Annotated in this window: 32 protein-coding genes; 16 read left to right on the top strand and 16 right to left on the bottom strand. The window is 64.5% G+C overall.

All coding sequences use genetic code 11. The annotated features are described in order from the left end of the window. Window positions 1-15: 15 nt before the first annotated feature. Together LOC57_RS13725 and LOC57_RS13730 are read right to left on the bottom strand one after the other, a co-directional pair. Window positions 16-288, bottom strand: coding sequence for a maleylpyruvate isomerase N-terminal domain-containing protein (locus LOC57_RS13725; protein WP_229960411.1), 273 nt, complete (start codon window positions 286-288; stop codon window positions 16-18). Between the two features lie 98 nt (window positions 289-386). Beyond that, entirely contained in the window at window positions 387-869 is a 483-nt protein-coding gene (locus tag LOC57_RS13730) for a nuclear transport factor 2 family protein (protein WP_229960413.1), read from the bottom strand. 134 nt (window positions 870-1,003) lie between these two features. Between LOC57_RS13730 and LOC57_RS13735 the strand changes: the two genes are divergently transcribed. From LOC57_RS13735 to LOC57_RS13755, 6 genes are all read left to right on the top strand, one after another. Further along, on the top strand, window positions 1,004-1,363 hold the full coding sequence (locus LOC57_RS13735) for a winged helix-turn-helix transcriptional regulator (RefSeq protein WP_227913041.1): 360 nt from the start codon (window positions 1,004-1,006) through the stop codon (window positions 1,361-1,363). 146 nt (window positions 1,364-1,509) lie between these two features. Continuing rightward, entirely contained in the window at window positions 1,510-1,677 is a 168-nt protein-coding gene (locus tag LOC57_RS16455) for an MBL fold metallo-hydrolase (RefSeq protein WP_227913040.1), read from the top strand. After that, a complete protein-coding gene (locus LOC57_RS13740; protein WP_269440292.1) occupies window positions 1,640-2,233 on the top strand; it encodes an MBL fold metallo-hydrolase in 594 nt (197 codons plus the stop codon). Before LOC57_RS16455 ends, LOC57_RS13740 begins: the two co-directional genes overlap by 38 nt. Before the next feature lie 32 nt (window positions 2,234-2,265). Further along, window positions 2,266-2,481, top strand: coding sequence for a helix-turn-helix domain-containing protein (locus LOC57_RS13745; protein WP_227913337.1), 216 nt, complete (start codon window positions 2,266-2,268; stop codon window positions 2,479-2,481). A gap of 4 nt (window positions 2,482-2,485) precedes the next feature. After that, on the top strand, window positions 2,486-3,058 hold the full coding sequence (locus tag LOC57_RS13750; RefSeq protein ID WP_229960415.1) for a Clp protease N-terminal domain-containing protein: 573 nt from the start codon (window positions 2,486-2,488) through the stop codon (window positions 3,056-3,058). Window positions 3,059-3,250: 192 nt separating this feature from the next. Further along, window positions 3,251-4,039 carry a hypothetical protein gene (locus LOC57_RS13755; RefSeq protein WP_227913038.1) on the top strand — a complete coding sequence of 263 codons (789 nt, stop codon included), beginning with the start codon at window positions 3,251-3,253 and terminating at the stop codon, window positions 4,037-4,039. Window positions 4,040-4,050: 11 nt separating this feature from the next. Here LOC57_RS13755 and LOC57_RS13760 read toward each other — a convergent pair whose 3' ends face one another. From LOC57_RS13760 to LOC57_RS13775, 4 genes are all read right to left on the bottom strand, one after another. Beyond that, a complete protein-coding gene (locus LOC57_RS13760) occupies window positions 4,051-4,518 on the bottom strand; it encodes an HAAS signaling domain-containing protein (protein WP_229960417.1) in 468 nt (155 codons plus the stop codon). After that, window positions 4,515-4,856: a PadR family transcriptional regulator gene (locus tag LOC57_RS13765; RefSeq protein WP_227927174.1), complete on the bottom strand. Its 342-nt coding sequence runs from the start codon at window positions 4,854-4,856 to the stop codon at window positions 4,515-4,517. Before LOC57_RS13765 ends, LOC57_RS13760 begins: the two co-directional genes overlap by 4 nt. Before the next feature lie 93 nt (window positions 4,857-4,949). Then, a complete protein-coding gene (locus LOC57_RS13770) occupies window positions 4,950-5,786 on the bottom strand; it encodes a PhzF family phenazine biosynthesis protein (RefSeq protein WP_229960419.1) in 837 nt (278 codons plus the stop codon). A gap of 57 nt (window positions 5,787-5,843) precedes the next feature. After that, a complete protein-coding gene (locus tag LOC57_RS13775) occupies window positions 5,844-6,311 on the bottom strand; it encodes a VOC family protein (protein WP_227913034.1) in 468 nt (155 codons plus the stop codon). 108 nt (window positions 6,312-6,419) lie between these two features. Between LOC57_RS13775 and LOC57_RS13780 the strand changes: the two genes are divergently transcribed. Genes LOC57_RS13780 through LOC57_RS13790 form a run of 3 tightly spaced genes read left to right on the top strand, consistent with a single transcriptional unit; the run spans window position 6,420 to window position 8,137 of the window. Then, window positions 6,420-7,388 carry a helix-turn-helix transcriptional regulator gene (locus LOC57_RS13780; protein ID WP_229960421.1) on the top strand — a complete coding sequence of 323 codons (969 nt, stop codon included), beginning with the start codon at window positions 6,420-6,422 and terminating at the stop codon, window positions 7,386-7,388. Beyond that, window positions 7,381-7,950, top strand: coding sequence for a YdeI/OmpD-associated family protein (locus LOC57_RS13785; protein ID WP_229960423.1), 570 nt, complete (start codon window positions 7,381-7,383; stop codon window positions 7,948-7,950). The genes LOC57_RS13780 and LOC57_RS13785 overlap by 8 nt, the downstream gene beginning before the upstream one ends. After that, window positions 7,943-8,137 carry a class I SAM-dependent methyltransferase gene (locus LOC57_RS13790; protein WP_227913031.1) on the top strand — a complete coding sequence of 65 codons (195 nt, stop codon included), beginning with the start codon at window positions 7,943-7,945 and terminating at the stop codon, window positions 8,135-8,137. The genes LOC57_RS13785 and LOC57_RS13790 overlap by 8 nt, the downstream gene beginning before the upstream one ends. Window positions 8,138-8,255: 118 nt before the next feature. Here LOC57_RS13790 and LOC57_RS13795 read toward each other — a convergent pair whose 3' ends face one another. Next, on the bottom strand, window positions 8,256-8,870 hold the full coding sequence (locus LOC57_RS13795; RefSeq protein WP_229960425.1) for an FMN reductase: 615 nt from the start codon (window positions 8,868-8,870) through the stop codon (window positions 8,256-8,258). 207 nt (window positions 8,871-9,077) lie between these two features. On the opposite strand from LOC57_RS13795, the gene LOC57_RS13800 reads away from it, so the two are divergent. The 4 genes from LOC57_RS13800 to LOC57_RS13815 all read left to right on the top strand — a co-directional run bounded on the left by LOC57_RS13800 (window position 9,078) and on the right by LOC57_RS13815 (window position 12,765). Next, the gene (locus LOC57_RS13800) at window positions 9,078-10,100 is read left to right on the top strand and encodes a CE1758 family FMN-dependent luciferase-like monooxygenase (RefSeq protein WP_229960427.1); all 1,023 of its coding nucleotides are present in this window, start codon (window positions 9,078-9,080) and stop codon (window positions 10,098-10,100) included. Window positions 10,101-10,249: 149 nt separating this feature from the next. Next, window positions 10,250-10,990, top strand: coding sequence for an SDR family NAD(P)-dependent oxidoreductase (locus tag LOC57_RS13805; RefSeq protein ID WP_229960429.1), 741 nt, complete (start codon window positions 10,250-10,252; stop codon window positions 10,988-10,990). Window positions 10,991-11,094: 104 nt separating this feature from the next. Beyond that, the gene (locus LOC57_RS13810; protein WP_227927182.1) at window positions 11,095-12,168 is read left to right on the top strand and encodes an alkene reductase; all 1,074 of its coding nucleotides are present in this window, start codon (window positions 11,095-11,097) and stop codon (window positions 12,166-12,168) included. Window positions 12,169-12,306: 138 nt separating this feature from the next. Continuing rightward, a complete protein-coding gene (locus LOC57_RS13815) occupies window positions 12,307-12,765 on the top strand; it encodes a MarR family winged helix-turn-helix transcriptional regulator (protein WP_227913026.1) in 459 nt (152 codons plus the stop codon). A gap of 52 nt (window positions 12,766-12,817) precedes the next feature. On the opposite strand, the gene LOC57_RS13820 is transcribed toward LOC57_RS13815, so the two are convergent. Further along, window positions 12,818-13,609, bottom strand: a complete 792-nt coding sequence (locus LOC57_RS13820; protein ID WP_229960431.1) for an SDR family NAD(P)-dependent oxidoreductase — start codon at window positions 13,607-13,609, stop codon at window positions 12,818-12,820. Between the two features lie 123 nt (window positions 13,610-13,732). Here LOC57_RS13820 and LOC57_RS13825 point away from each other — a divergent pair, with 123 nt between their 5' ends. Beyond that, window positions 13,733-15,628, top strand: a complete 1,896-nt coding sequence (locus tag LOC57_RS13825; protein ID WP_227913018.1) for an AfsR/SARP family transcriptional regulator — start codon at window positions 13,733-13,735, stop codon at window positions 15,626-15,628. A gap of 13 nt (window positions 15,629-15,641) precedes the next feature. Here LOC57_RS13825 and LOC57_RS13830 read toward each other — a convergent pair whose 3' ends face one another. Further along, window positions 15,642-16,208: a GrpB family protein gene (locus tag LOC57_RS13830; protein ID WP_227913017.1), complete on the bottom strand. Its 567-nt coding sequence runs from the start codon at window positions 16,206-16,208 to the stop codon at window positions 15,642-15,644. Window positions 16,209-16,239: 31 nt separating this feature from the next. Continuing rightward, window positions 16,240-16,737, bottom strand: coding sequence for a DUF2127 domain-containing protein (locus LOC57_RS13835; RefSeq protein WP_227913016.1), 498 nt, complete (start codon window positions 16,735-16,737; stop codon window positions 16,240-16,242). Between the two features lie 386 nt (window positions 16,738-17,123). Between LOC57_RS13835 and LOC57_RS13840 the strand changes: the two genes are divergently transcribed. Beyond that, window positions 17,124-17,996 carry a pentapeptide repeat-containing protein gene (locus LOC57_RS13840; RefSeq protein ID WP_229960432.1) on the top strand — a complete coding sequence of 291 codons (873 nt, stop codon included), beginning with the start codon at window positions 17,124-17,126 and terminating at the stop codon, window positions 17,994-17,996. A gap of 315 nt (window positions 17,997-18,311) precedes the next feature. On the opposite strand, the gene LOC57_RS13845 is transcribed toward LOC57_RS13840, so the two are convergent. The 5 genes from LOC57_RS13845 to LOC57_RS13865 form a co-directional block, all read right to left on the bottom strand. Continuing rightward, window positions 18,312-19,100 carry an MBL fold metallo-hydrolase gene (locus LOC57_RS13845; RefSeq protein WP_229960434.1) on the bottom strand — a complete coding sequence of 263 codons (789 nt, stop codon included), beginning with the start codon at window positions 19,098-19,100 and terminating at the stop codon, window positions 18,312-18,314. Window positions 19,101-19,192: 92 nt separating this feature from the next. Then, complete coding sequence (locus LOC57_RS13850; RefSeq protein ID WP_229960436.1) at window positions 19,193-19,423, bottom strand: hypothetical protein; 231 nt, start codon at window positions 19,421-19,423, stop codon at window positions 19,193-19,195. Further along, window positions 19,420-20,034: an ArsR/SmtB family transcription factor gene (locus tag LOC57_RS13855; RefSeq protein WP_229960438.1), complete on the bottom strand. Its 615-nt coding sequence runs from the start codon at window positions 20,032-20,034 to the stop codon at window positions 19,420-19,422. The genes LOC57_RS13850 and LOC57_RS13855 overlap by 4 nt, the downstream gene beginning before the upstream one ends. Before the next feature lie 324 nt (window positions 20,035-20,358). After that, the gene (locus tag LOC57_RS13860) at window positions 20,359-21,459 is read right to left on the bottom strand and encodes a fatty acid desaturase family protein (RefSeq protein WP_227913011.1); all 1,101 of its coding nucleotides are present in this window, start codon (window positions 21,457-21,459) and stop codon (window positions 20,359-20,361) included. Between the two features lie 329 nt (window positions 21,460-21,788). After that, window positions 21,789-22,505 carry a DUF998 domain-containing protein gene (locus LOC57_RS13865; RefSeq protein WP_229960439.1) on the bottom strand — a complete coding sequence of 239 codons (717 nt, stop codon included), beginning with the start codon at window positions 22,503-22,505 and terminating at the stop codon, window positions 21,789-21,791. 52 nt (window positions 22,506-22,557) lie between these two features. Between LOC57_RS13865 and LOC57_RS13870 the strand changes: the two genes are divergently transcribed. Then, window positions 22,558-23,124: a TetR/AcrR family transcriptional regulator gene (locus tag LOC57_RS13870; protein ID WP_227913009.1), complete on the top strand. Its 567-nt coding sequence runs from the start codon at window positions 22,558-22,560 to the stop codon at window positions 23,122-23,124. A 26-nt stretch (window positions 23,125-23,150) separates the two neighbouring features. On the opposite strand, the gene otsB is transcribed toward LOC57_RS13870, so the two are convergent. After that, window positions 23,151-23,927, bottom strand: a complete 777-nt coding sequence (gene otsB, locus LOC57_RS13875) for a trehalose-phosphatase (protein WP_229960441.1) — start codon at window positions 23,925-23,927, stop codon at window positions 23,151-23,153. Window positions 23,928-24,022: the final 95 nt, after the last annotated feature.

The raw sequence follows: 24,022 nt of genomic DNA on the forward strand, positions 1-24,022 counted from the left end.
GTCAGCTCCGGGGCGTCAGCTCCGGGGCCGGACGTCCCAGAGGTGGTGGAGTGCGTCGTGGATGAAATAGCGGGCCAGGGAGTCGACGGTAAAGGCACTGCCGTCCGAGCGCAGCCCGCGCCGGGCCAGCTGGCCGGGGCCGACGGCGGCAAAGGCTGCCGCCGTCGACTCCGCTTCCGCACCCAGCTCGGCAGCCACCACCGCCGGATCCTGTTCCGCGTACCGTTCGGCCACTGCGGTGGCGTCCTGGTCCCAGTCGGCGAATCCGACGCCGTCGTTCTCCAGCATCAGGCCTAACCTCGTCCGATAGACCCGGCACAGATCCCGTACGTGCGCCACCTGACGGAACTGCTCCGGGCGAGGCTGCTGGGGCGAAACCGATCCGGCTAAGAGGTCATCACCCGCGCGGCGTCCGCGTTGCCCTCAACCCAGAAGATGCGCTGCTTGAGGCGGTTGATCTTCCACCCCTCGGCAGTCCGGACCATGTGGTTTTCGTACGATCCGCGCATCAGGTAGAACTCCCCGCCGGGAGCCCCTTCCTTGTAGTGCTGGGCATACATATAGGAAGTGCAGAGCGCTTTGTCCGGGTCCTGGTCGTCGAACTCCACAATATGGTTGGGGCTCAGGTGCTGACGGGCATCCCAGGCGCCCAGGCCAGCTTCGGCAAAACCGATGAACTGGTCCCGGGCGAAGTCTGCGGCTGGAAGGCCCGCTTCGGAAAAGTCAATGTGGACAGGATCGGTGAAGAGTTCCGCGTACCGCTCCCAGTCCGCAGCATCAATCGACATGGCGTAACGGATCACCACGTCAGTGATTTCCTGGCGGTCTTCGATGCGCTGGATGCGGAGGGACAAATCGGCTGTTGTCATGGGGATTTCCTTCTTGAGGGGGCCAGTACGTTGGGGCCTGCATGCTCCGGGAAAAAGAGGCAGAATAGATTGCAGGCAAGTAGGTTGGCTACTTATTGTTGGTTACTCGTAAAAAGTAAGCGTGGAGGACGGGAATGTCAAGGACACCAGCACCGGATCTGTTCTCCCCTGGGGAGCAGGCGAGCGCCTGCGACGTACTCAGTGAGCCCCTGGCCCGCGTCATGACCATGCTGGGAAAGCGTTGGACGGGCGTAGTGCTCAGCACCCTCATGCAGGGGCCGGTGTTCTTCAACGATTTGAAGCGCGGCATTCCGGGGATTAGTGACCGCATTCTCAATGAACGGCTGGTCGAGCTGGCGGAACTCGGCCTGGTCACCCGCACCGTCGTCGACGCCGGCCCTGTCCGGGTGCAGTACGAGTTGACCGGGCACGGAGCTGCCATGCGCCCGGCTCTTCTCGAACTCACACGCTGGGCCGAAGAGCACCTGCGGTAACCCCCGCACCGGCAGGGCATTCGGCCCAGCGTGAAATGTGTTGGTGCTGGACCACGGCGCAAGGAAACTGCGGTGAAGATCCTGGTGCCGCCGTCGGGCAGTGGTAGTACGGTCACAGGATTCACGGCGGCATCCGGGAGGCTCTCATGGAACTGACCAAGTACGGGCACGCCTGCGTCCGGCTCACGGCGGGTTCCGACACCGTGGCCATCGACCCGGGCGGCCTGACCCCGCAGCCGGAGGCGTGGCGCACCGCCCGGGCGGTGCTGATCACGCATGAGCATTTTGACCACTTCGACCCGCGCCTCCTTTGATGCCGCGCTGGCTGAAACTCCGGACCTGCGCATCCTCACCTGCGCCGGGGTGGCTGGAAAGCTCGACGCCGCCCCGCACCTGCGTGAGCATGTGGAGGTGCTGAAGGACGGCCAGGCCGCCACGGTTGGGAACTTGGCCGTAGCGGCCGTCGGATCGCTGCACAACTACAGCCATCCGGATGTGGAGCCCGTCAACAACATCGGGTTCCTGATCAATGACACCGTGCTGCACCCCGGGGACGCCCTCACCGCCATGCCGGCGCCGGTGCTCCTCGCTCCCGGACAGGCACCGTGGCTGACGGTGCCGGACCTGATTGGCTATCTCCGGGGTGCGGAGAGTGAGCGGATTTATCCGGTTCATGACGGGCTGCTGAACGAGGCGGGCCTGCAGGTGCTGGACGCCCCCACGAAAAAGCAATATTTACCGTTTTCCAGCCGGAAAACGGTAAATCGTGCCTCTTCGAGCGCGACAACGGTAATTTTTGCCTTCTCGTTTCGCGACCCCCAGCCGCCCGCGCCGTCGTCGCTCGCGGGAAAGTTTGTCAATCCCTCTTGACACTGCCGAAACCGTCAATCAGAGTTGACGCCATGGAAGACCATTCACAAACGGCCGCTGCGGCGGCAAGCCCCGATCCGGCAACCGGCCTGCGCGCCGTCGTCGCCCTCGGCAGGCTGCGTGACCGGCTCGAGGCCGTTCAGGTGGCCAACGCCCGCGCACAGGGCTGGTCCTGGCAGGCAATCGCGGACCAGCTGGGCATCAGCAAGCAGGCCGTCCACCAGAAATACAACCGGAAAGCGAAGTAGCGCCATGTTTGAACGGTTTACTGAACAGGCCCGGCAGGGCGTCATCAACGCCCAGGAGGAAGCCCGCTCCCTGGACGCAACCCAGATCCTTCCGGCTCATCTGCTGGTGGGCATAGTTGCGGCGGCGGAACAATCCGCACCACCCCTGGCTGCCCTGCTGGGCGGGTACGGGCTCACTTCTACCCAGCTGCGCTCGGAACTGCAGGGGCAGGGTGAGGAGCACGACGACGCCGCAGCGCTCGGGTCCCTGGGTATCGACCTGGAGGAGGTGCGCCGCGCCGTCGACGCACAGTTTGGCGAGGGCACCCTGGACGCTGCCGGCCCCGCCAATGCTCCGCGGCGCCGCCGTTTCGGCTTGGGCGGCGGGCATATTCCGTTTACTGCCCCGGCAAAAGCGGTCCTGACGTCCAGCCTGCGTGAATCGACGGCGCGCCGGGACGGCTCCATCGGCGTGGAGCACCTGCTTCTGGGGCTGCTGCGCGGCGCCGACCCGTCGGCCCTGGCCCTGGTCCGCCGGCATGTGGGGCCGGACGAACTCAGGGCGCGGATCCTGGATGCGATGGACGCGGCGGCCTGAGCAAACGGCCGGCGGGGCGGGGCGAGACAGGTCGGGGCGAGGCTGGGAGCGAACACAAGGCCCGCGCCCGCCCACGCCGCCAGGTTCGCGGCTAGACTGAAATGGACCCTGGCAACAGTGCAGCCACCCCGCCCCGCAGAATCCGGGCGACGCCGGCAGCCCTGCAGGCACTCATCTCACGAGAGGATCATGATGTCTCGTCTTACTCTGGGGAACATCTTCAAGGTCGCCGTCGCGCTCTTCTTCTTCCCGTTCCTGCCGCTGCTGGTGCTGATGATCGGCGTGCGCAGGAGGAACATCAAAGTGATTCTCGAGGGTGCCCTTTATGTCGGCCTGGTCCTGGCCGCCGTCGCCGCCGCGGACACCACGTCCTTCCTTCTCACCACCTTTGTGGTTCTTGGGATGATTGCCGTGTCGGGCATCCGGTCCTACAACCTTCGCGACCTCTGGCTGCATCGGCGGGTCCGCGCATGGCAACGCAATGGCATGGCCCCGTTCCCCGCAGCCGAGCAGCCCGCCGACACCCCGGCTGGGGCAGCCTCTTCAACACTGGGACTGTCACCGGCCCTGAAATGGTCATCCTCAGTAGCCAAGCAGAACAGGAACAGGCTTCCGGCCGAGGCGTATGCCAGCGTCCTGGAAATATGCCGGACGCTGGACTCGGTGATCGAGACCGAAACGCGGCAGCCTTCGGGCGACCCCCAGTTCGAGTACGAACTTTCGGCCACCGTGCGCGATTACCTGCCCAGCGTCCTGCGGAGCTACCTGGCCATCCCGGCCAACATGCTGGACAGCAAGCAGGCGAGCGGGCGGACCCCCAACCAGGAACTCGTTGAGCAGCTTGAGCTCCTGTCCGGGCAGGCCAACACGCTGCACGCCAGCCGGCACCGCCGCTCTTCGGCGGACCTGACCACCAGCGGAAACTTCCTGCGGGACCGGTTTGGTTACCGTCAGGGCGGCTACGACTTCGGGATCAAATAACCGCCGCGGGATCACCAGAAGCTGGAAAAGCGGACGATGAAGAAAAACGCCGCGCAAAAGACCGCTAGGCCAGACACCCACAGGGCACCCTTCTGGAGGGCCCGGCTCCCAACATGGCGCCTCAGCCGAACGATTGCCCAGATGAGCATCGCGACCGAGATCAACGGGAAGAGGAAGTACACCAAGCCGATAATGGAGCCCACGAGGAGCCAGATATCGGCCCAGGAACGTGCGGGATCAGACGGGGCGGCCGGTGCGGGCGTGGCGGCCGCGGCAATCTGCTCGACGGGACCGAAATCCGCGATGACGCGTTCAGCGGTCTCCTCCGATGCTCCGTACCGGTTGAGCATCTCGGCGGCATCCTCGCGCATTGCCTGGACCGTCTCTGCGTGCTCGCGCGGATCGGTGCCGATCAGCGCCCGGTCCAGATCGGCGAAGTAGGCCTCCAGCAGTGCCGGCATCGGTTCAGTGGTGGTCATGAGGTTTCCTTAATCATGGTCGTAACGTCTGCGGCGAACTGGTGCCAGGTCCGGGTAAAGACCTTCAGTGCGCTCTCGCCCGCATCGGTGAGGTGGTAGTAGCGGCGGGGCGGCCCAACCGGTGACGGCTCCAGCGTTGTGATTACCCAGCCTTGCTGCCGCAGGCGCGAAAGCAACGGATAGAGGGTGCCCCCGCTGGCGAACAGCACTTCACCCTCTCCGAGACGCTCCGCGATCTCCAGCCCGTACGCGGGCCCGGAGCGCAGGCAGGCGAGGACGCAGTAGTCCACTGTGCCTTTGCGAAGTTGAGTCAGAATGGACTCAGCGGTAGGTGTCATGCACTGCACGGTACCGGTATCTTGCAGTGCATGCAACCGGTGTGCAACCAGTCTTCTGCGGCGAACGGCCGGACGTGCCTCGACCTGTCGGATTTACAGCCGGACGGTTCCCTTGATGCAGCTCGTGACGTGGCCGCCTACCCAGATTTTCCCGTCGCGCTGGCTCATATGCACCCGACCCCGGCGGCCGAGGACGGTTCCCTGCGACGCCGTGTAGGGCGGTGCCGCGTTAGCCGTGTCGGTGAGCCACTGCCCCAGGCCCGCGTTGAGGCTGCCCGTTACCGGGTCTTCCCATACGGGGTCTCCGCCCACAAAGGCACGCACCTCAAAGGCAGCCTCACCCGCGGCGTCGTAGGGTCCCACAACACCGATTTCCAGCTCGCCCGCTTTCCCCGGATCGGGCTGCAGGTCCAGGACCTCCCGGGCCGAGGCAAGCCGGACCCCAATCCACTGCGGACCGTTCACCAGCCACGACGCCGCAAGGATTTTCTCCCGCTGGATCCCCAGGATGTCCGCCAGCCGGTGGATCAGCGGCTCGTCAACCGGACCGTAGCGGGTCAGCGGCGGCGCCTGGAAAGCCAGTGAATCCCCGTCGGCCCGGACCGGGATCAGTCCCGCGGCGCATTCCTGCCTAACCGTTCCGTCCACTCCGGGGCGCCCGCCGGCGTCGAGCCAGGCCCGGGCCGCTCCCAGAGTGGGATGGCCAGCGAACGGCAGTTCTTCCTTGCCGGTGAAGATCCGCACCCGGTAGTCAGCCTCGGGGCTGCTCGGGGGCAGGAGGAACGTTGTCTCGGACAGGTTGGTCCAGGCGGCGAAGCGCTGCATCTGCTCGGCACTGAGACCGTCGGCATCATGGACCACCGCCAGTGCGTTGCCCCGGTAGGGCTCATCCGAGAAGACATCGACTTCGCTGTAGGGGCGCGTTCTCATCGCGCCACTCTAACAAGGTCCCCGGACACCTCGGCGCCCGGGGACCGTGCTTACAGCTCAGCCGTTGTAGGGGGCTTCGACGTCGATCACCCAGGTCACGCCGAAACGGTCCGTGAGCATTCCGAACCCCGGGCTCCACGCCGAAGCCGCGAGCGGCTCGATGATCTGCGCGCCGTCGGCCAGTGCACCCCAGAGCTTCTCCACTTCCTCCATGCTCTGCCCGCGCAGTGACTGGAAGAAGGTGCGGTCGGTAACGGTGGTGCCGTTTTCCCGGCGGGTAGTGCCGGCGGCCCCGGCGGTGTCCGTACCGTCCTGGCCGGGGATGTCGTAGGCCATCAGGCGGAAGCCGTCCGCGGTTTCAAGCTGGCCGAACACAATCTTGTCCGCCCCCGGCATGTCCTTCGGCATTCCGAAGTCGCCGTACGTGGCGGCAGTGACGTTGCCGCCGAAGACCGACTGGTAGAACTCAAGCGCAGGAGCAGCGGTGCCGCGGAAGTTCAGGTGGGTTGTGGTGGTGATGCTCATGGGATCTGTCCTTTTCAGTGACGGCGAGAGCCGCTGTTTGTGGCTCTGAGAACACACTGAGCCCGGTAGCGGACAGGTTGTGTCCTCTACTCCGGGCATACTCGGACCATGCCCGGAACCTCGTCTCGAATGCTCGCCCTGCTCTCGCTGCTGCAGTCCCGCCGGGACTGGCCGGGGCAGGTCCTGGCCGAGCGCCTGGACGTAACCGCCCGGACCGTCCGCCGCGACGTTGACCGGCTGCGCGAGCTCGGCTATTCCATCGCCGCCATCAAGGGGCCCGACGGCGGCTACCGGCTGGCGGCCGGCTCGGAACTGCCGCCGCTGCTCTTTGATGACGAGCAGGCGGTGGCCATTGCCGTTGCACTGCAGAGCGCACCCTCAAGCGGAGTGGAGCTCGACGACGCCGCGGCCAGGGCGCTGACCACGGTGAAGCAGGTGATGCCCTCGCGGCTGCGGCACCGCATTGAGGGAATCCGGTTCACCGACACCGTCTCTTCCGCGCGGGTGGACCCGAAGGTCCTCGAAGCGGTCAGCACCGCCGCCCGGGACCGGCGGATCCTCCGCTTCGACTACGGCGGGGACGAGTCCGGGCCGCCGCGGCGCGTAGAGCCGCACGCCGTCGTCGCCCGGCAGGGCCGCTGGTACCTGATCGGCTGGGACCTGGAAAAGGCCGACTGGCGGATCTTCCGGCTGGATCGCATGACGCCCAAGTTCCCGGGAGGGGCGGTGTTTGCGCCGCGGCCCATCCCCACCGGCAGTGCGGCCACGTTCCTCGCCGCCCGGATGAAGGGCTCCGACGACGGCGACGCCTGGCCTTGCTACGGGGAGCTGCTCATCGAACTCCCTGCCACCGGGATTGCGCCGTGGCTGGGTGACGGCGAATTAGAGCAGGTCTCCGACACTGCCTGCCGCGTGCGGGTAGGTTCGTGGTCATGGGCGGGGCTGATTTCTTGGGCATTGCGCTTCGACACTCCGTTCACCGTCCTTGGCCCAGACGCGTTTCGCGACTCGCTCGCCGGCTTCGCCGCCCGGATCACCGCCGCCCACGCCGACCCGAGGAGCACCGCCGATGCCTGACACACCCGGACCACCCGAGCTCCTGGTTGCCGACGCCGCCGCCTGGCGGGCCTGGCTGGATGAGCACGAATCCACCAGCAACGGGGTGTGGCTGATCCTCGCCAAGAAGGGCGTGCTGGTGCCGACCTCGCTGACGTACGCCCAGGCCCTGGATGAAGCGCTGTGCAGCGGCTGGATTGACGGCCGCAAGCAAAGCGTGGACGCCACCACGTACCGCCAGCACTTCACGCCCCGGCGGGCACGGTCGCTGTGGTCGCAGCGCAACATCGGTCACGTCGGCCGGCTCATCGACGCCGGGCGGATGCGCGAGCGCGGCTTCGCCGAAATCAGCCGCGCGCAGGCGGACGGGCGGTGGGACCGGGCCTACGCCGGGGCCGGAACCGTCGAGGTCCCGGTCGATTTGGCCGCAGCGCTCGACGCCGATCCGGCGGCCGCCGCTGCGTTCGCCGGCCTCAGCCGGGCCGCCCGCTATCCGATCCTGCTGCAGATTGTCACCGCGCCGAACGACGCCGTGCGTGCAGCGCGCATCGTTCGGGAAGTTGGCAGGCTGGCAGGTGATTGATCTGGCCTGCGGAACTGGACACCCGGCGGCGGTGTTGGCGCGCTCCCGATCAGACCTCGAGATCATCGGAGTTGACAGCACGCCGGCCATGATCGAGCGGGCCCGGCAAAAGTCGGCCGAGGAGAGCGACCACGTCCGCTTCGAGGTGATGAGTCTTGAAGCCCGCAATCACAATGCCGCATTTTGATGCTGTCGCGCGCGGGCTGCAGCAGCCCGCCACCTATGGGCCGGGATCAACGCGGCTCCGCCCCTGGAAGATAGGCTCCGCCCCTGGAAGATAGGCTCCGCCCCTGGAAGATATAGGTCTAGTGGTGGGTTGGCGGGTGGAGGAGCGTTTCGAAGTCCGGGGCGGTGTTGGCTGGTGCGGCAGGCCCCTCCGGGATGTTTTGAAGTGCTGCGATTAGTTCGGCGGAGGCTCGTTGAACACGGGTTTCAAGGGATTGTTCCGTAGCCGAGCCGGCACCCCAGTCTTCAGGCGACGCGTAGACCGCCGTGGGCATGACGGCGGCGCGCAGGTAGATGAACAGGGGCCGCATGGCATGCTCCAACATGAGTGCGTGGCGCGGGCTGCCTCCTGTTGCTGCGAGGAGGACGGGCTTGCGGGCAAGGGCTGCGGTATCCAGAAGGTCAAAAAAGGACTTGAAGAGCCCACTGTAGGATCCGGAGAACACAGGACTGACGACGATGAGGGCGTCAGCCCGGCTGATCCGATCGATGATCGCTGCGAGCTTTGGTGCGGGGTATCCGGTGATGAAATTGCCCGCGACGTCCAGGGCGTGATCACGCAGTTCCACGGTGTCCACTTCGAGTGAAGTGCCCGGTGGGCTTATCCGGACCACGGTCTCCGACAGTTGATCTGCCAGCATCCTGCTCGAGGAGGGATCTCCCAGGCCAGCGGTTACGACCATTAGTTGTGTCATTGCTAATCCTTCTACTTGCCATTTTATGTTGCCGGGCACATAGTTGAACGGTACCTCCGGTCCGTTCATTCCCAGCCCGAAGCATCCAGGTGGTGGGAATACATTTCATTTCCACCCAGTTACGTGGTTGGCAACATAAATTCATACTGCTCCACCCACCGTGACCATGGCCGCGAAAGGGATGAAGCTACTTCGAGGGGAGAGATCATGCAGATAGGCATTTTCAGCGTCGGCGACCGCAGTGCTGACCCGGCAACGGGCCGGGCACCTACTGAACAGGAACGGATCAAAGGAACCGTTGAACTGGCGCTTCGGGCCGAACAGGCAGGGCTTGACGTGTTTGCCACCGGCGAGCACCACATCCCTCCATACATCGCATCCTCACCCACGACCCTCCTCGGTTTCATCGCGGCCAGGACAAGCACCCTGCGTCTGTCGACGTCGACGACCCTGATCACAACGAACGACCCGGTAAGAATTGCCGAAGACTATGCGATGCTCCAGCACCTGTCCGACGGCCGTCTTGACCTGATGCTCGGGCGCGGCAACAGCGCCCCCGTCTACGGCTGGTTCGGGAAGGAACCCCGCCACGGCATCGATCTAGCGGTTGAGAACTATGCACTGCTGCGCCGCCTGTGGGACGAGGAGCGTGTCACATGGGCGGGAAAGTTCCGCACACCGCTGCAGAACTTCCAATCCACACCTCGGCCCCTGGACGGCAAAGCCCCCTTTGTTTGGCACGGCTCGGTGCGCAGCCCGGAAATCGCCGAGCAGGCCGCCTACTACGGTGATGGGTACTTCGCGAACCATATTTTCGGCCCTCCCCAGCACACGGCGCGCATGATTGACCTGTACCGCGGCCGGTTTGAACACTACGGACACGGCACGGCAGACCAGGCGATAGTCGGCATCGGTGCGCACGCATTTATCCGCAAGAATTCACAGGACGCAGTCCGTGAGTTCCAGCCGTACTTTGACAATGCGCCGATGTTCCCGGGCGGCTCGGCACTGTCCGACTACATGTCGCAGACCCCCACTATCGTCGGAAGCCCGCAGCAAGTCATTGAGAAGACCCTGTCTTTCCGGAGCTACACAGGTGATGTGCAGCGCATCCTGTTCGCCCTCGAAGTCGGAGGGGTTCCCTTGAAGACGACCCTGGAGCAGATCGACATGCTGGGGGAATACGTCGTTCCTGTCCTCCGGAAAGAGCTGGCCTTCGCGTCGGCCTGACTATTCCCCTCTGAACGAACGGCTGCGCTGAGTAATCGGAGGCGGCCGACGCCGGCGCTGAGCCGGCACCCCGGCGGCAAGGCATGCATTCGGAGTAACCAACCCAAATCGACCACTCAAAATGTGGTCGGCAACTTATAGGAGAAATCATGAACTCTAATCGAGTAGTAGTTATCACCGGCGCTGCCGGTGGAGTCGGATCCGTCCTCGTTGAACGGTTCCTCGCCAACGGCGATGCCGTCATCGCCGCTGACGCCAGTGAGGACGTCCTGGCGGCTTGGCGTGAGCGGTGGGATGCCGACGCAAGACTGTTCACTATTGCGGGGGATATTTCCACCGACGAGGACGTTGCCCGTCTGGCCGAGTTCACCCGCACGAGCACGGGACGCGTCGATGTACTGATCAATGCCGCTGGATTCTTCCCTTTCGCTCGGGTGGAGGACATGAGCGCCGCTCAATGGCGAAGAATCATCGACGTCAACCTCACCGGAACCTTCCTGGTCACTCAGGCGCTCCTTCCCCTGATGAAAGAGCAGGGTTCGGGGCGGATTATCAATTACGGCTCCGGATCGGTGTTTGACGGCACAGCGGGACAAGCCCACTATGTGGCTGCCAAGGCGGGAGTTGTCGGGTTTTCCCGGTCCCTGGCTCGGGAAATCGGCGGTTACGGCATCACCGTCAACGTCATTACCCCGGGGCTGACCGTCACGAAGGCCGTCCGCGACAGCTTCCCCGAATCGATCCTCCACGCACAGCGCGATGCCCGTGCGCTCAAGCGCGACGAGACCCCCGAGGATCTCGTCGGGCCAACTTTCTTCCTCGCCTCGGAGGACTCGGCCTTCATTACCGGGCAGATCCTCAACGTGGACGGCGGTGCATACATGTACTGACCTCCAGTCCCCCTCGCCATCCCGGCGGCCCCCTGGGCAGCCCCCGTGGCCACCGCGGCAACCAGCAGAAAAATGCAACACCCAAAACAAGAACAGGAAAAATCATGACCACTCTTTGGGACCCCATCACCGTAGGTAACGTCCACCTCAACCACCGTCTCGCCATGGCTCCAATGACCCGGAGCCGTGCTCAGGCCGATGGAACCCCCGGGGAGCTGACGGCCGAGTACTACGCCCAGCGTGCCTCGCTCGGCCTGATTATCACCGAAGGTGTGCAGCCCTCGGATGACGGGCAGGGGTACATCAATACTCCCGGCATCTACACCGACGCGCATGTAGCGGGCTGGCAGCCCGTGACCGACGCAGTTCACAGCGCAGGAGGGGCGGTCTTCATGCAGCTGATGCATGTGGGCCGCATGTCCCACCCGGACAACACTCCGCACCACCGCACCCCCGTGGCTCCCTCAGCGATCGCACCCGGCCTTGCGATGTTCACTGCCAAGGGAATGCAGGACGCCCCCACCCCTCGGGCACTCACCGTTGCCGAGATCCAGTCAACGGTGCAGGACTTCCGAACCGCCGCTGCAGCGGCAATCCGCGCGGGAGCCGACGGCGTCGAAATCCATGCCGCAAATGGTTACCTGCTCCACCAGTTCTTCGCGCCCAACGCCAACGAGCGGACCGATGAGTACGGGGGCTCTGTCGAGAACCGGGCCCGGTTCGCCCTTGAAGTGGCCACAGCAGTGGTGGAGGAAATCGGGGCGGAACGAACCGGCATCCGCATCTCTCCCGCTGCAAAGATCGGAGGGCTGAATGAAGGGCCGGGAAGCGCGGATCTTTACCGGCACCTCGTCAGGGAGCTTGCTCCGCTCAACCTCGCCTATGTTCACCTGATGCACTCCGGAGACGAAGAGCTGCTCCGGGACATCCGGAGGATCTGGCCCAACGCACTCCTAGTGCTGCGGCCCGGACGAGCACGTGCCGACCTGGCCAAGGACGTTGAAGCTGGTTTGGCCGACATTGCCCCGATTGGATCATGGGCGCTGGCGAACCCGGACGTTGTGGAACGTCTCCGAACCGGAGCGGACTTCAACGAAGGAGACCGGACGACCTTCTACGGCGGAGGCGCAGCGGGATACACGGACTACCCAACCTTGGACACTGCCACTGTCCGGTAACGACTATGGAGGTCCCGGACCGGGTCGGCCCGGTCCGGGACCTCCAAGCGTGCCACTGGTACAGTGGATGCGCTCGGGCCGCGCACGAGATGCGGCGTGAAGCTGTTTCTCTCGAGACCACCCACCAGAGAGTGAGACATGAAAGCTTCACAACGAACTGCGGAGACGGAGCTCTCGACGGCGATCGATTTCCCCGCGAGCTGGGCCATCTTCAGCGTCGCGCGGTCCCACCGCGCGCTGGCCGCTTCCAAGTTGGCTGCAGTCGGGCTCTTCCCCAGCCAGGAGCTAATTCTCATGCAGTTGTGGGATGAGGACGGTCAATCGCAGAAGGCCCTTGGCCAGACCCAGCGGTTCGACCATTCCACGATCGCCAAGTCGGTCCGGCGCCTGGAGAATGCCGGGCTGGTGCGGCGGGAGAAATCCCACGCGGACGGCAGGGTGACATTGGTTTTCCTCACTGACGCCGGACGGGCTCTTAAGGAACCCGTCCTGGAGATCTGGGCCGAGTTGGAGCGCCGGACGGTGGAGGGATTGTCGGCAGACGAGAAGAACCAGCTTGTGTCACTCGTTGCCAAGATCCTCCCCAATCTTGAGTAGGCATCCGGCTGCCACTAATTCGTGAGTGGCGGAGAAACTCGCGCCGCACGCACTAGACCACCGTGGTCAGCACTCCCCCGTCCACGCGCACCGCGGCGCCGTTTGTTGCGGAAGCGACCGGGCTGGCCAGGAACGCCACCATCGCGGCAATCTCTTCGGGCTCGATAAAGCGCTCCAGCAGCGAGGTCGAGTTCGTCCCGATGATCGCCTGCTTCATGGCCTCCTCGGACTGCCCGGTCGAGGCGGCCAGGGCCTGAACGGTGCGGGCCACGCCGTCGGAATACGTGGGCCCGCCCAAGACCGAGTTCACAGTCACGCCGGTGCCTTTGGTGAGTTTCGCCAGCCCGTTGCCCAGGGCGAGCATGGCGGCTTTGGACGCACCGTAGTGGATCATGTCGGCCGGCACGTTGACGCCGGATTCGCTGCTGATGAAGACCACCCGGCCCCAGCCGCGGGCCAGCATGGCCGGCATCAGCCGGCGGGCGAGCTGCGCCCCGCTCAGGGTGTTGACCTCGAAATACCGATGCCACTCGTCGGCGGTGATCTCCGTAAACGATTTCAGTTCGAAGAGGCCGACATTGTTGATGAGGATGTCGACGTCGGACAGTTCCGCGCAGAGCCGCTCGACGTCGTAGGGCACGGCGAAGTCGGCCGCCACACCGTCCACCGCCGCTCCCGGGACCTCGCGCTGCAGGGTTTGAACCGCGGCGGCCAGCCGTGCGGCGTCCCGGCCGTTGAGCGTCACGCCCACACCCTCGCGGGCCAGCGTCCTGGCGGCGGCGTAGCCGATCCCTTCGGTGGAACCGCTGATGAACGCGGTCTTTCCGGTGAGCTGCAGGTCCATGGGTGGTGCTCCTTCGTGTGGTGCGTCGTGTCGGTGCGTGGCGTAGCGCGGGCGTTGCAACCACACTCCCCCGCCCCGATCAGCGCCCAATCAGCGCGCGGCCGCGCCTACTAGAATCAGCTGGTGAGTAAGCTGTGGATCCGCGTTCTTGGCCCCATCGGCGCCGAGCTCGCCGGCACCCCGCTGCGCCTGTCCAAAGCCCGGCACCGTGAACTGCTCGGCATCCTGGCGGCCGCCCGCGGCCGCACCGTTTCCACCCAGCGGCTGGTCGATGAGTTGTGGGAGGACGCTCCGTCCGGCGCCGTGGGAGCCGTCCGCACCTTCATCGGCGAGCTGCGCCGGATCCTGGAGCCGGACCGCCTGCCCCGCACTCCCCCGGCGGTCCTGCTCACCGTCGGCAGCGGGTATTCGCTGCGGCTGGGGGCGGACGACGTCGACCTCTGGCGGGTTGAACAGGATGCGGAGGCCGCGGCAGGACTGGAGCCGGCAGCACGCGAACGGGTGTTGGCCGCGGCGCTGGGGCAGTGGCGCGGCACCGCCTTCGAAGAGTTCGGCACCCGTCCGTGGGCAATGGCCGAACGGGCGCGGATCGCGGAATTGCGGGCAACTACGGTGGAGCAGCTGGCGGACGCCCGGCTGGAGCTGGACCGGCCGCAGGAGGTGCTTGCCCTGCTGGATGCGCATATCGGCGAGCATCCGTGGCGCGAAGAGGGCTGGCGGCTGCTCGCGCTGGCGCTCTACCGCACGGCACGGCAGGCCGACGCCCTCGCCCTGCTGGCCCGGGCCCGCGCGACGCTGCGGCAGGATTTGGGCCTGGACCCCGGGCACCGGCTGGCCGAGTTGGAACAGCGCATCCTGCGCCAGGATCCGGCGCTGGATCTGGCGTCCGGGCCGGTGCCCGGTGCGGACGCGGCGCCCGACGACGGCGGCTCGCTCCTGGCGCGGACCGCCGCCGCCGCTTCGGGAACCGGCACACGTGCACAGCTGGAGAGTGTGGCCGGCCTATTGCCGGTGCTGGCGGTGTCCGGATCTGTCCGGTTGGCGGCGGAGCAGCGGCTGGCGGCCATTGCCGCCGCCGAGCAGTTCGGCGATCCGGAGCTGGCGGCGCGCGTGATCGGCGGCTTTGAGGTGCCCGGGAGCTGGACCCGTTCTGACGATCCCGCACAGTCGGCCGCCGTCGTCGACGCCGCGTTGCGGACGCTGCGGATCCTGCCCTCCGGGGCCTCTGCCCGGGTGCGGGCGCGGCTGCTGGCCACCATTGCGATGGAATCCCGCGGCACGGCGGACCGGCTGGCGGAGGCCGTTGAAGCGGAACAGATTGCCCGGCAGCTGAACGATCCCGCGCTGCTGTGTTTCGCGCTGAGCGCCCGGTACCACCAGACGTTTTCCACCGCCGGGCTGGCCGCCGAGCGGGCTGCGATCGGCGCCGAGATTGTTGCGCTGGCGGTGGAGGCCGAGTTGCCGACGTTCGAGATCCAGGGACGGCTGATCCGGATGCAGGCGCTCTGCGCCCTCGATGACCTTGCGGCGGCTGAGCAGGAGGCTGACCTGATCGACGCGCTGGCCGCCCGTTTCGACCGGGGCCTTGCAACGGTGTTTACCGGCTGGTTCCGCTGGACTTTCCTGCAGGGGCCACGGCCGCCGGACGGAGAGGAGATGCCGGGCTTCCGGACCGGCCTGCCTGCCCTGGCGGAACTTACTGCTGCCGTCCGTGCGGGAACCGAGCTGCCGGACGGGGACTTCGGCCCGCATGAACCATGGGTCCGTCCGCTGCTGCTGGCCCGCTCCGGCCGGCTGGCCCAAGCCCGTGCTGCCCTTGACGTCCTGCCCGGGCCTCCGCGGGACCTGCTCCTGGAAGTGTTCTGGTTCCTGACCGGGCTCGCCGCCGTGGAAACGGGTCACCGGGATGCGGTCCGCCGTGCGCGCAGCGCCCTCCTGCCGGCGGCCGGGGAACGAGCTGCGGGCAGCGCGGCAATCGATCTGGGACCGATCCGTCTTCTGCTGGAGCGGCTCCGCTAGACAGGCGCCGCAGTTAGAGCGCCCGGGCCGCCCGCGCCCGGGCCTTGATCGCCGAAATGACGTCGGTTTTGGCGTCGGCGTAGTCGTTCATGTCATCCCACCGCCTGTTGAGCAGTGTTCTTTTGGTCGCCTCGTAAAGGGCACGGTCCTCCGCATCCGCCCGCAGATGGTCGCGCAGCAGGAGGTAGTCCTCCACCGCGGGATCACCCTGCTCATACAGGTGCACGTGCACGTCCCGGGCCGGCGTCCGGACCAGGCGATGCCCCGGTTCACGTACCCGCAGCTGGTATCCAGCGGCCAGCAGCTGATCGAGGTAGTCCTCTTCGGCGGTGATGTCCTTCACCGCAACCACAATGTCGATGATCTGTTTCGCCGCCAGTCCGGGCACCGACGTCGAGCCGATGTGTTCGATGCCGACGCGGGCTGGTGCGAGGGCGGCCTCGATCCGGTGACGGTGGGTCAAATACACCGCCGGCCACTCGGCGTCGTAGTCGTGCAGCGCAATCTCGAGTTTCTCGGGGCCGCCGATCAGCTCCACGGTCGTCACATCCGGCCGGCGCTGTTTTCTTCTGTTGCTCACCAGGTGATCCTCTCAGGGCTTCGCCCCTGAATTATGTCCGGGCTTGGGCCCGGCGCGCCCCGTATTCGTGCCAGGTCAGCCCCACGACAAAAATATCGAACAGGGTCAGCAGCACCAGGGCCCATGAGAACGAGGCAAAGATTTCGTAGGCCTGAAAGGCAATGAAAACCAGCAGGAACCCGATCATCCAGGGATAGGCCCAGAGGTAGTCCTTGAGCACCGCCCAGACCAGGACTATTTTCACCAGGCCATGCAGCAAGAGGTACGCCGCTCCAAAGAGTGACGCGGAGACGGTCAACGAGTCGGCCCAGTGCTTCAGCGCGTTGGCGATCAGGTTTCCCGGGTCTTCGGAGAGTTCATGCTGGGTCAGAAATTGAACGATGGACCCGATCTCGCGGGGGGTAACGAGCAGCAGGAATATTCCACCAACAAACTCCAGCAGTCCGTCCAGTCCCTTGAGGGTCAGGCTGATCCGAAAGGTCCGGCCCAGCAGCGTCTTGTCCGGCCCACCGTCTGCCGGTTGTTCCACCAGGGCCTCCCTCGTTGCCGCTGTTGCTCTTATGCGTCTGACGCCTTAACGACTGAGTCCTCCGCTCCGTGCGGATATCTCGACCGCACGCGTTTCACAGCTTCCGACGGCGGTGTTACGGTCACAATTCGTTGTCCGTTTTCCTGCCGTGGGGCTTCGGAAGAAACCCTTTCGCCCGCCCGCAGGCCTGTCGGCTAACCGACCGGTGGGACGCGATGCTACTTTTGGCCGTAGTGACATACCTATTTTCTCTGTGATCCAGAGTCGATGCAGCAATTTCCGCCCGCTTCCCTTGGGAGTGGTGATTTTGTGTGCCCTGGAGGGGAACTCCTTCACGAGTTCCCCTGGCACCCGGTCCTTCATTGAACTCACTGAGAAAAGATCACATGCCCTTCACATCGAACGATTCCACCGCGTCCTCCGCACCTGTCCTCGACCGGCAGTCCTTGCGCCCCGATTGCAGTAACTGCTTCGCGCTCTGCTGCACGGCCCTGGGGTTTTCCCGCACCTCGGACTTCGCCATCGACAAACCGGCAGGGACTCCCTGCAAAAACCTCGATACCGGTTTTTCCTGCACCATCCACGACAGTCTGCGCCCGCGGGGCTTCCGCGGATGCACCGTTTTTGATTGCTTCGGCGCCGGCCAGAATGTCTCCCAAAACCTTTTTCAAGGAGCCAGTTGGAAAGCGGAGCCGGCTACATCAAAAGATATGTTCCAAACGTTCAAAATTGTCCGGCAGCTTCACGAGATGCTCTGGTACCTGGCAGAAGCCGCCGGCAGGACCTTTGACCCGGACACCTCTCACCAGGTTAACGACCTCAGAAGGGCGATCGAGAAGGCGATGGGCGGTGTGCAGCAGACGTTATCCCTCGATCTTGGCAGCACGCACGAGCGGGTTCGGTCCATACTGATGAGCGTCAGCGAAGAAGTGCGGTCCGCATATCTTGCCACTGGTGATGATCACCTGGATTCCTGGCTTGTCCCGGGAGCGGACCTCATGGGCAAGACGATGAAGTCCCGTTCGTTGTGCGGAGCGGACCTCCGGGGCGCGTATCTCATTGCCGCGGACATGCGGGGCTGCAACCTTTCAGGGGCTGACCTCCTTGGGGCTGACCTCAGAGACGCCCGGCTTGAAGGGGCCGACCTCTCCAAAAGCCTTTACCTGACACAGGCGCAGCTGAATGCTGCCCACGGTGACGGGTGCACGCGCCTACCCTCGGAACTCGACATTCCTGCTCATTGGCCAAGCAACAGCTAAGGGCGATACGAGCGGCAGCCAATACCCGGCTGACGGGATCGGACGGCGAGGCTGGGAACGGGCTCTCCAGCAGCTGCCGCGCCTTGGCCTGCGTGCTTGGCACGCTGGTGATGAGGGAATCAGGCGAGAACGACGACGTGTTTCCCCGGCCGGTGCCCCGGGAACCCTTCTGCCAACCTGGCACACGCGGGTACGAGCGGGCCATTGCCGCTCCGGGCAGCGGCATCCGGATCGTCCGAACCCTAAATCAAGACCGCAGGGGTTATGTCACAGCGTCCGTGCGCTTGCGGCGTGTGGGGCCGGTAAGGCGGTGCATCATCGCGGCGCGCAAGGTGCACCCGTCGGCCAGAGAATGAAATCGTCGCAGATTAGCCGTACCGGGTCCGGACCTGCAGCGTCCAGGGCAGATCGCAGCATGTGCAGATGTTTGGTTGTCATTTCGAGGGGCGGCTCGTCAGGCTGGTAGGTCGTGCGTACCGGATAGTCGACACCCGGCGTGCTTGTCATTTCAATGTGACACCCAACGATGTAGGTCACGGGGTGCGAATGGCAGAACCGGATGAGGCGATCAATGCTCTGCGAGAAGACCGGCCAGTCATCGATGTACAGCCGGCCCCGGTACACCGAGTCACCGGTAAAGAGGATCCCGGTCCGCGGATCGTAGAACGTGACGGCACTACTATCGTGACCCGGCGTGGGAAGAACTGTGAGTATCCGTCCACCCAGGTCAATTTCGCCGGACTGATCCGGGGCGTTAGCGAACCCAAAGTATTGCCAGGCGGCCATCTGGTGTGCCGGCACGAGCGTTGTGCGGGGGCGGCCGGAGAACTGGGCGTCACCGGCGACGTGGTCTCCGTGTGCATGTGTATGCAGGATCAGGAGTTCGTAGGAAGGGTCTGCGCCGGATTGACGGTGAAGCCAGAACTCGATGAGTTCGTCGACGACGGCGCGCAACGGGAAGTACTGTTGGTCGGCCGTTGCTCCAGTGTCGAGCAGCACCACGCGCTCCTCTCCAAAAAGGAGGAACATGAAGGGAGCCTCGTAATGAACCGCCTTATTCTGCCGCAGGACAACCGTGTCGTCGTCGTACCAGTAGACCTGCACATCGGGGTCCGCATTGTGTTTCGAAGACTCCGACCCATGGATCCATCGCGTCGGTAAAGGACGCGCAACGGGTCCCCCTGCAGATCGAAACTTCATTGCTCTCGCCACAACAGCAGGTGAAGCCCGCTGTGTGCGACGGCGCTGGCGTCCGTTCGGCGTTCAACGTGCTCCCTGAAGAGCGCCGCCTCCGGCCCCTCGGGGCGGGCCAGCCTGGAACCGGCTGCAATTAATGCCGCCCCGAGGCGGATCAGGGCGCGGGAGGTGAACCCCGCATGCACGTTGAGGGTGGCGGGAGGGCAGTACCCGAGGCTGGCAGAACTCATGGCTGCTCCTGGAAATCGGTAAGGGGAAAGGCGTTGAAGTGCAGCTGCACTGGGCGGGCCCCGGCTGCTCCGGGTTCACTGCGGTAGGTCTCGAGCCTCTCGCGCAGGAACGCTTCCATGTCGCGGTTGAGTGCCTTGAGTTGGTCCGGGGCGAAGTAGGCGTTGAGCGTGCTGAGCATGGCGGCGTCGGCCCACTCTTCCGGCAGTGCAGACGGGTCGCTTGCCGTGAATGCCGCCAATGCCTCTGCACGTCCCTGGACGAAGTGCCGGTTGACCTGCCGGGACGCCTCCCGGAGGGCGGGGTCTTGTTCCGACGTGGAGGTACTGAGGATCAGGGAGCCGCGCGGGCGTTCCCACCACCGCTCACGCGCGGACCCTCGATCCGCGACTTCGCGGACCAGGCCGTGCCGGGCCAGTTGCCGCAAGTGGTAGCTCGTGGCTCCGCTCGATTCCCCGACCCGTTTACCCATGCTGCTCGCTGTCTGCGGCCCGTACTGGGACAGGATGTCGAGCAACTGCACCCGGAGCGGGTGCGCGAGGGCCTTGAGGACGGGGCCGTCGAGGGTGCGGTCGCCGTCACGGGCGGGCTGGGGATCAGGCTGCGGGGTCATGCCCTCATCATGGCAGTGCAAAGGTTTATTTGCAAACGTTTCTTTGCACTGCCGATCCGGGGTACGACTCCGTCAGGATCGCAGCAACCCCCGGGACGACGTCGCTCCTCTGCGGGAGAAACGGTGAGCCTTCCGGAAGGGGCGGGCGACGACGACGGCTCGGGCCTGCCAGAACCACAATTGTCCTCACACGCGCCACGGACGGGCTCGGAAGAGCGCCGGCCACACCCGCCAGCTTGTGGGAGATCAGCGAGAACCTCTGCCCCGACGCGGCCACCCCGGCGCAGGACCAGCCCCTCAAATAGTGCGGCAGATCGTCCCGGCTTACACGCGGTGCGTGCTGGCCAGCGGGCAGGCCCACGTATCCACGCCTCCGCGGCCCACCTTGTTGATGTAGGCGGTAACATCCCGCAGGGATTGGCCCAACGCGGTTTCGGTATACCGCACGCCCAGCTGCTCACAGTGCTGGCGGACCAGCGGGGCAACTTTTCGCAAATTCGGGCGGGACATGGAGGGAAACAGGTGGTGCTCCACCTGGAAGTTCAGGCCTCCCATAAAGGTATCCACCCACCGGCCGCCGGTGATGTTTCGGCTCATCAACACCTGGCGGCGCAGGAAATCGATGCCCGCGTCCCGGGGCGCAATCGGCATGCCAATGTGGTTCGGCGCGAAGGAAATACCCATATACAGGCCGAAAACGGCGAGCTGGACGCCGATGAACGCTGCCCCCTTGCCCGGTGACAGCACTACGAAAACCAGCACCGCATAACTGGCCAGGCGGACACTGATGAAACCGAGTTCCACCCACCGCCGCTTGACCCGGCCGGGTCCCAGTACTCGCTTGAGGCCCTGGACATGCAGGTTGACGCCCTCAAGCAGGAGCAGCGGGAAGAAAAAGTAACCCTGTTTCATGGCAAGCCAGCGTGTGAAACGGTTTTTGCGCGCGTCGGCCGCCTCGGGGGTGAAGGCCAGGACGCCGGGCGCGATATCCGGATCCGTGCCGATCTTGTTCGGTGCAGCATGATGCTTGCTGTGTTTTGAATTCCACCAGCCCAGGCCCATACCGGCAAAAAGGTTAACCACGATCAGTGAGACCCATTCATTCCACTTCGGCGACACGAAGATCTGCCGGTGCGCGGCGTCGTGCCCCAGAAACGCGATCTGTGTCATCAACAGCGCCAGCACCACCGCGGTCACCATCTGCCACCAGGTGTTCCCCAGCAGGACGAAGGCCAAGGCCAGCACCAGGCCAATCAGCGTCAACCCGATCAACTTGCTCCAGTAGTAGCCGTAGTTCCGGCGCATGTAGCCGGCTTCCTGGACCTGCCGGGTCAAAGCCGTAAAGTCACTGATGTGCCGCTGGCGGGCCGGGCCAGATGGTCGGTGTTTGCCTTCTCCACTCGAATCCACACTGGTACCCGTCATAAGGGTGTCTTCCATAATTCACTCTCATATCGGCGGACAAAGTCCGTGTCATATTAAGGAACAGCACCGAATCCGCTCCTTTGGCTGGGGCGCAGATCCGCTGCTGTGTGCATTTCCGGCTGATGGCCGGCCTAAACTAAGGGTGCTTAGTATATACGGAAGACGGCAACTCCGTTTACACATAGACACGGCGCGCCGCGCTTACTCGGCTGCCAAGCTACGGGCGGAGGAGCGACGAGGTGACCCCCTACGGGGCCGAAGTGGTGGTGGTCCACTTTGTCCTTTTTGAGGACTAGGGTTCGTCACGGCGTTCTACGAGTCGGGAGGAATCAGAGAGCAAGACTTCCCGTCGGCGCGGAACCGAGAATCGCTTCCTGGTTTGAGGTGGTGCTCCGGTGGCCGAGTGTCGTCATCAGGAGGATCACGCCCAGCACGGCGCCCCACATGGTGAGGGTATCGAAGGCGAGGCGCTCGGTAATGCCGAGGCCCAGTGAAATCGATGGCCCACCGCTGATCGCATCAATGAAAAGAACAAAACCGGCAATCGAGAGTGCGAGACTCGCCAGGGTCAGGGCTGACGCCCATCGTGCGGCCGCGCTGCCTCTGAGTGCGAAGGCAAGGAAGGCCATCCCGATCCACTGCATCAGGGCCTGGGCAAGGGCCACGGCGTCATGAGCCTCCGGGTGAACATCCCAGGCCAGGAAGCCGACCAGCATCACAAGTACACCGCCCGCGGCGAGGAATGACATCGCGGTTTTCCCTGTCCGCTGCCGGGGCCAGGCCGACCACAGCAGGATGGCTCCGACGGCCATGAGGGCTCCGTTGGCGATCGTGGAACCGTTGGCCAGCAGATGGCCGGGGGAACAAATGTATCGCTCAACGCGCGTGCCGGCGTCGAACGTCCTGCACGCAGTCACGCCCAGATCGCTGATGAAATTTGCGGACCAGGAGTACGGGTTTGGCCACTGCGCGGCCGCAATTACCTGAGCCGGAAAGGTCAGCAGGCACAGAGTCCATAGCGCGGCGCCCAAACGAAGTCGTGTCATGCCCCGAGCATACAATACGAACGTATGGTTTGGTTCGGAGTAATCTCGAATCATGACCTCGGCGGGCGCGCAGCGCATTCTTACGGCTGTGCAGGACATTCTTGTTGAGCGGGGCCTTGAGGATGTGACGATCCGCAACGTCGCCGCAGCCGCCGGCCTCTCCATAGGTGCCGTCCAGCATCACCATAAGACGAAAGACGATTTGATCATGGCGGCCATGAACGAGGTCTCCAGGAACTTCATCGAGCGGGTGGCCTCCGCCGTGCACCCGGAGGCATCAGCGCGGCAGAATCTGGGCGCGGTGTGCAGGATTCTCGGAGGGGTGGACGACGAATCCCGCACCGCTTCGGTCATTTGGTTGTCCTACGCCTCGAAGGCGACAACCAGCAGCGCAGTTGCCAGCGCCCATCAGGCATCCTGGCGGCTTATGGAAGAAGGCCTGACAACTCTGCTCCGGCAATGGAACCCGGACCTCGCGGAGGATGACGCCGCCATGCTCATGGCGCTGCTCGATGGCCTAGCCATCGCCAGGGTAACCGAGACCGACCGAATGACGTCCGAGCGGGCTCAGCGCCTCATCGACCAACACCTCAAAGGGCTCGAACCTCCGTCCCGCTAAGGCGATCCAGGAGCGGACACCCCTTACTATCGCACTGCGGCACTGAGTTGCTGCAGCCAGGACTGGAACTGTTCGGGGCTGTCGAAGTGGGCACCGGCTATATTGCTTACTTCCGGAGCCATGTCAGCGCCGGCAATAACTAGCGCGTGCCCCCCTGCTGCGGTTGCCGCTTCGAACGCTGGCATGTCTCCTCTATCATCACCTGCGTACGCGACAGTCTGGATATTCCCAGCATTGATGATCCTTTGAAGGGCAGTGCCTTTGTCCTGTTTGAGGGGCATTCGGAGTTCCTCGACGAACTTGCCGGGTTCATGGCGCAGCCCATGAGTGTCGATCACTTCTTGGACGAGCGGGGTGATTCGTTTCGTGGCGCTGTCACGATCTGGTGCGCGCCGCCAGTGGACAGCGACTGCGAGGGACTTTTCTTCGACGTAGATACCCTCAAGGTTGTCTAGTTCCCGGTGCAACACCTGAGTGGCTGCTCTCACCGCTGTCATCCACTGTTGAGCTTCGGGGACAACCTCGATGCCATTTTCAGTGAGGTGTTCAAGACCGTATGAACCATAAAGTTCTACTCCTGGAATGGATGCCCGCGCCGCCAGAAAGCCGGCAGGTCGCCCGGAGAGGAGCGCTACAACCGAGAGTCTGGTCGCCAAGCTTGAGAGGATCTCCTTCGTGCCTGGCAACAACTCGCTGGCATCGGGATCCTCGGTTATTCGAGAAAGAACGCCGTCAAAATCCATGACCAACCCAGCGTTCTCATTGGCTATCAGAGCTTGCATCACCGTGGTCGCTGCATCCATACATTCACCCTAGCCGAGAGCATTCAGCGCTATTCGGCGGAGACCCGATCCCCACCGCAACAGTCCCGTGCCATTCCAGGGAGGACAGCAACAGA

This window comes from Arthrobacter sp. zg-Y750 (assembly GCF_020907365.1).
Lineage (GTDB): Bacteria > Actinomycetota > Actinomycetes > Actinomycetales > Micrococcaceae > Arthrobacter_B.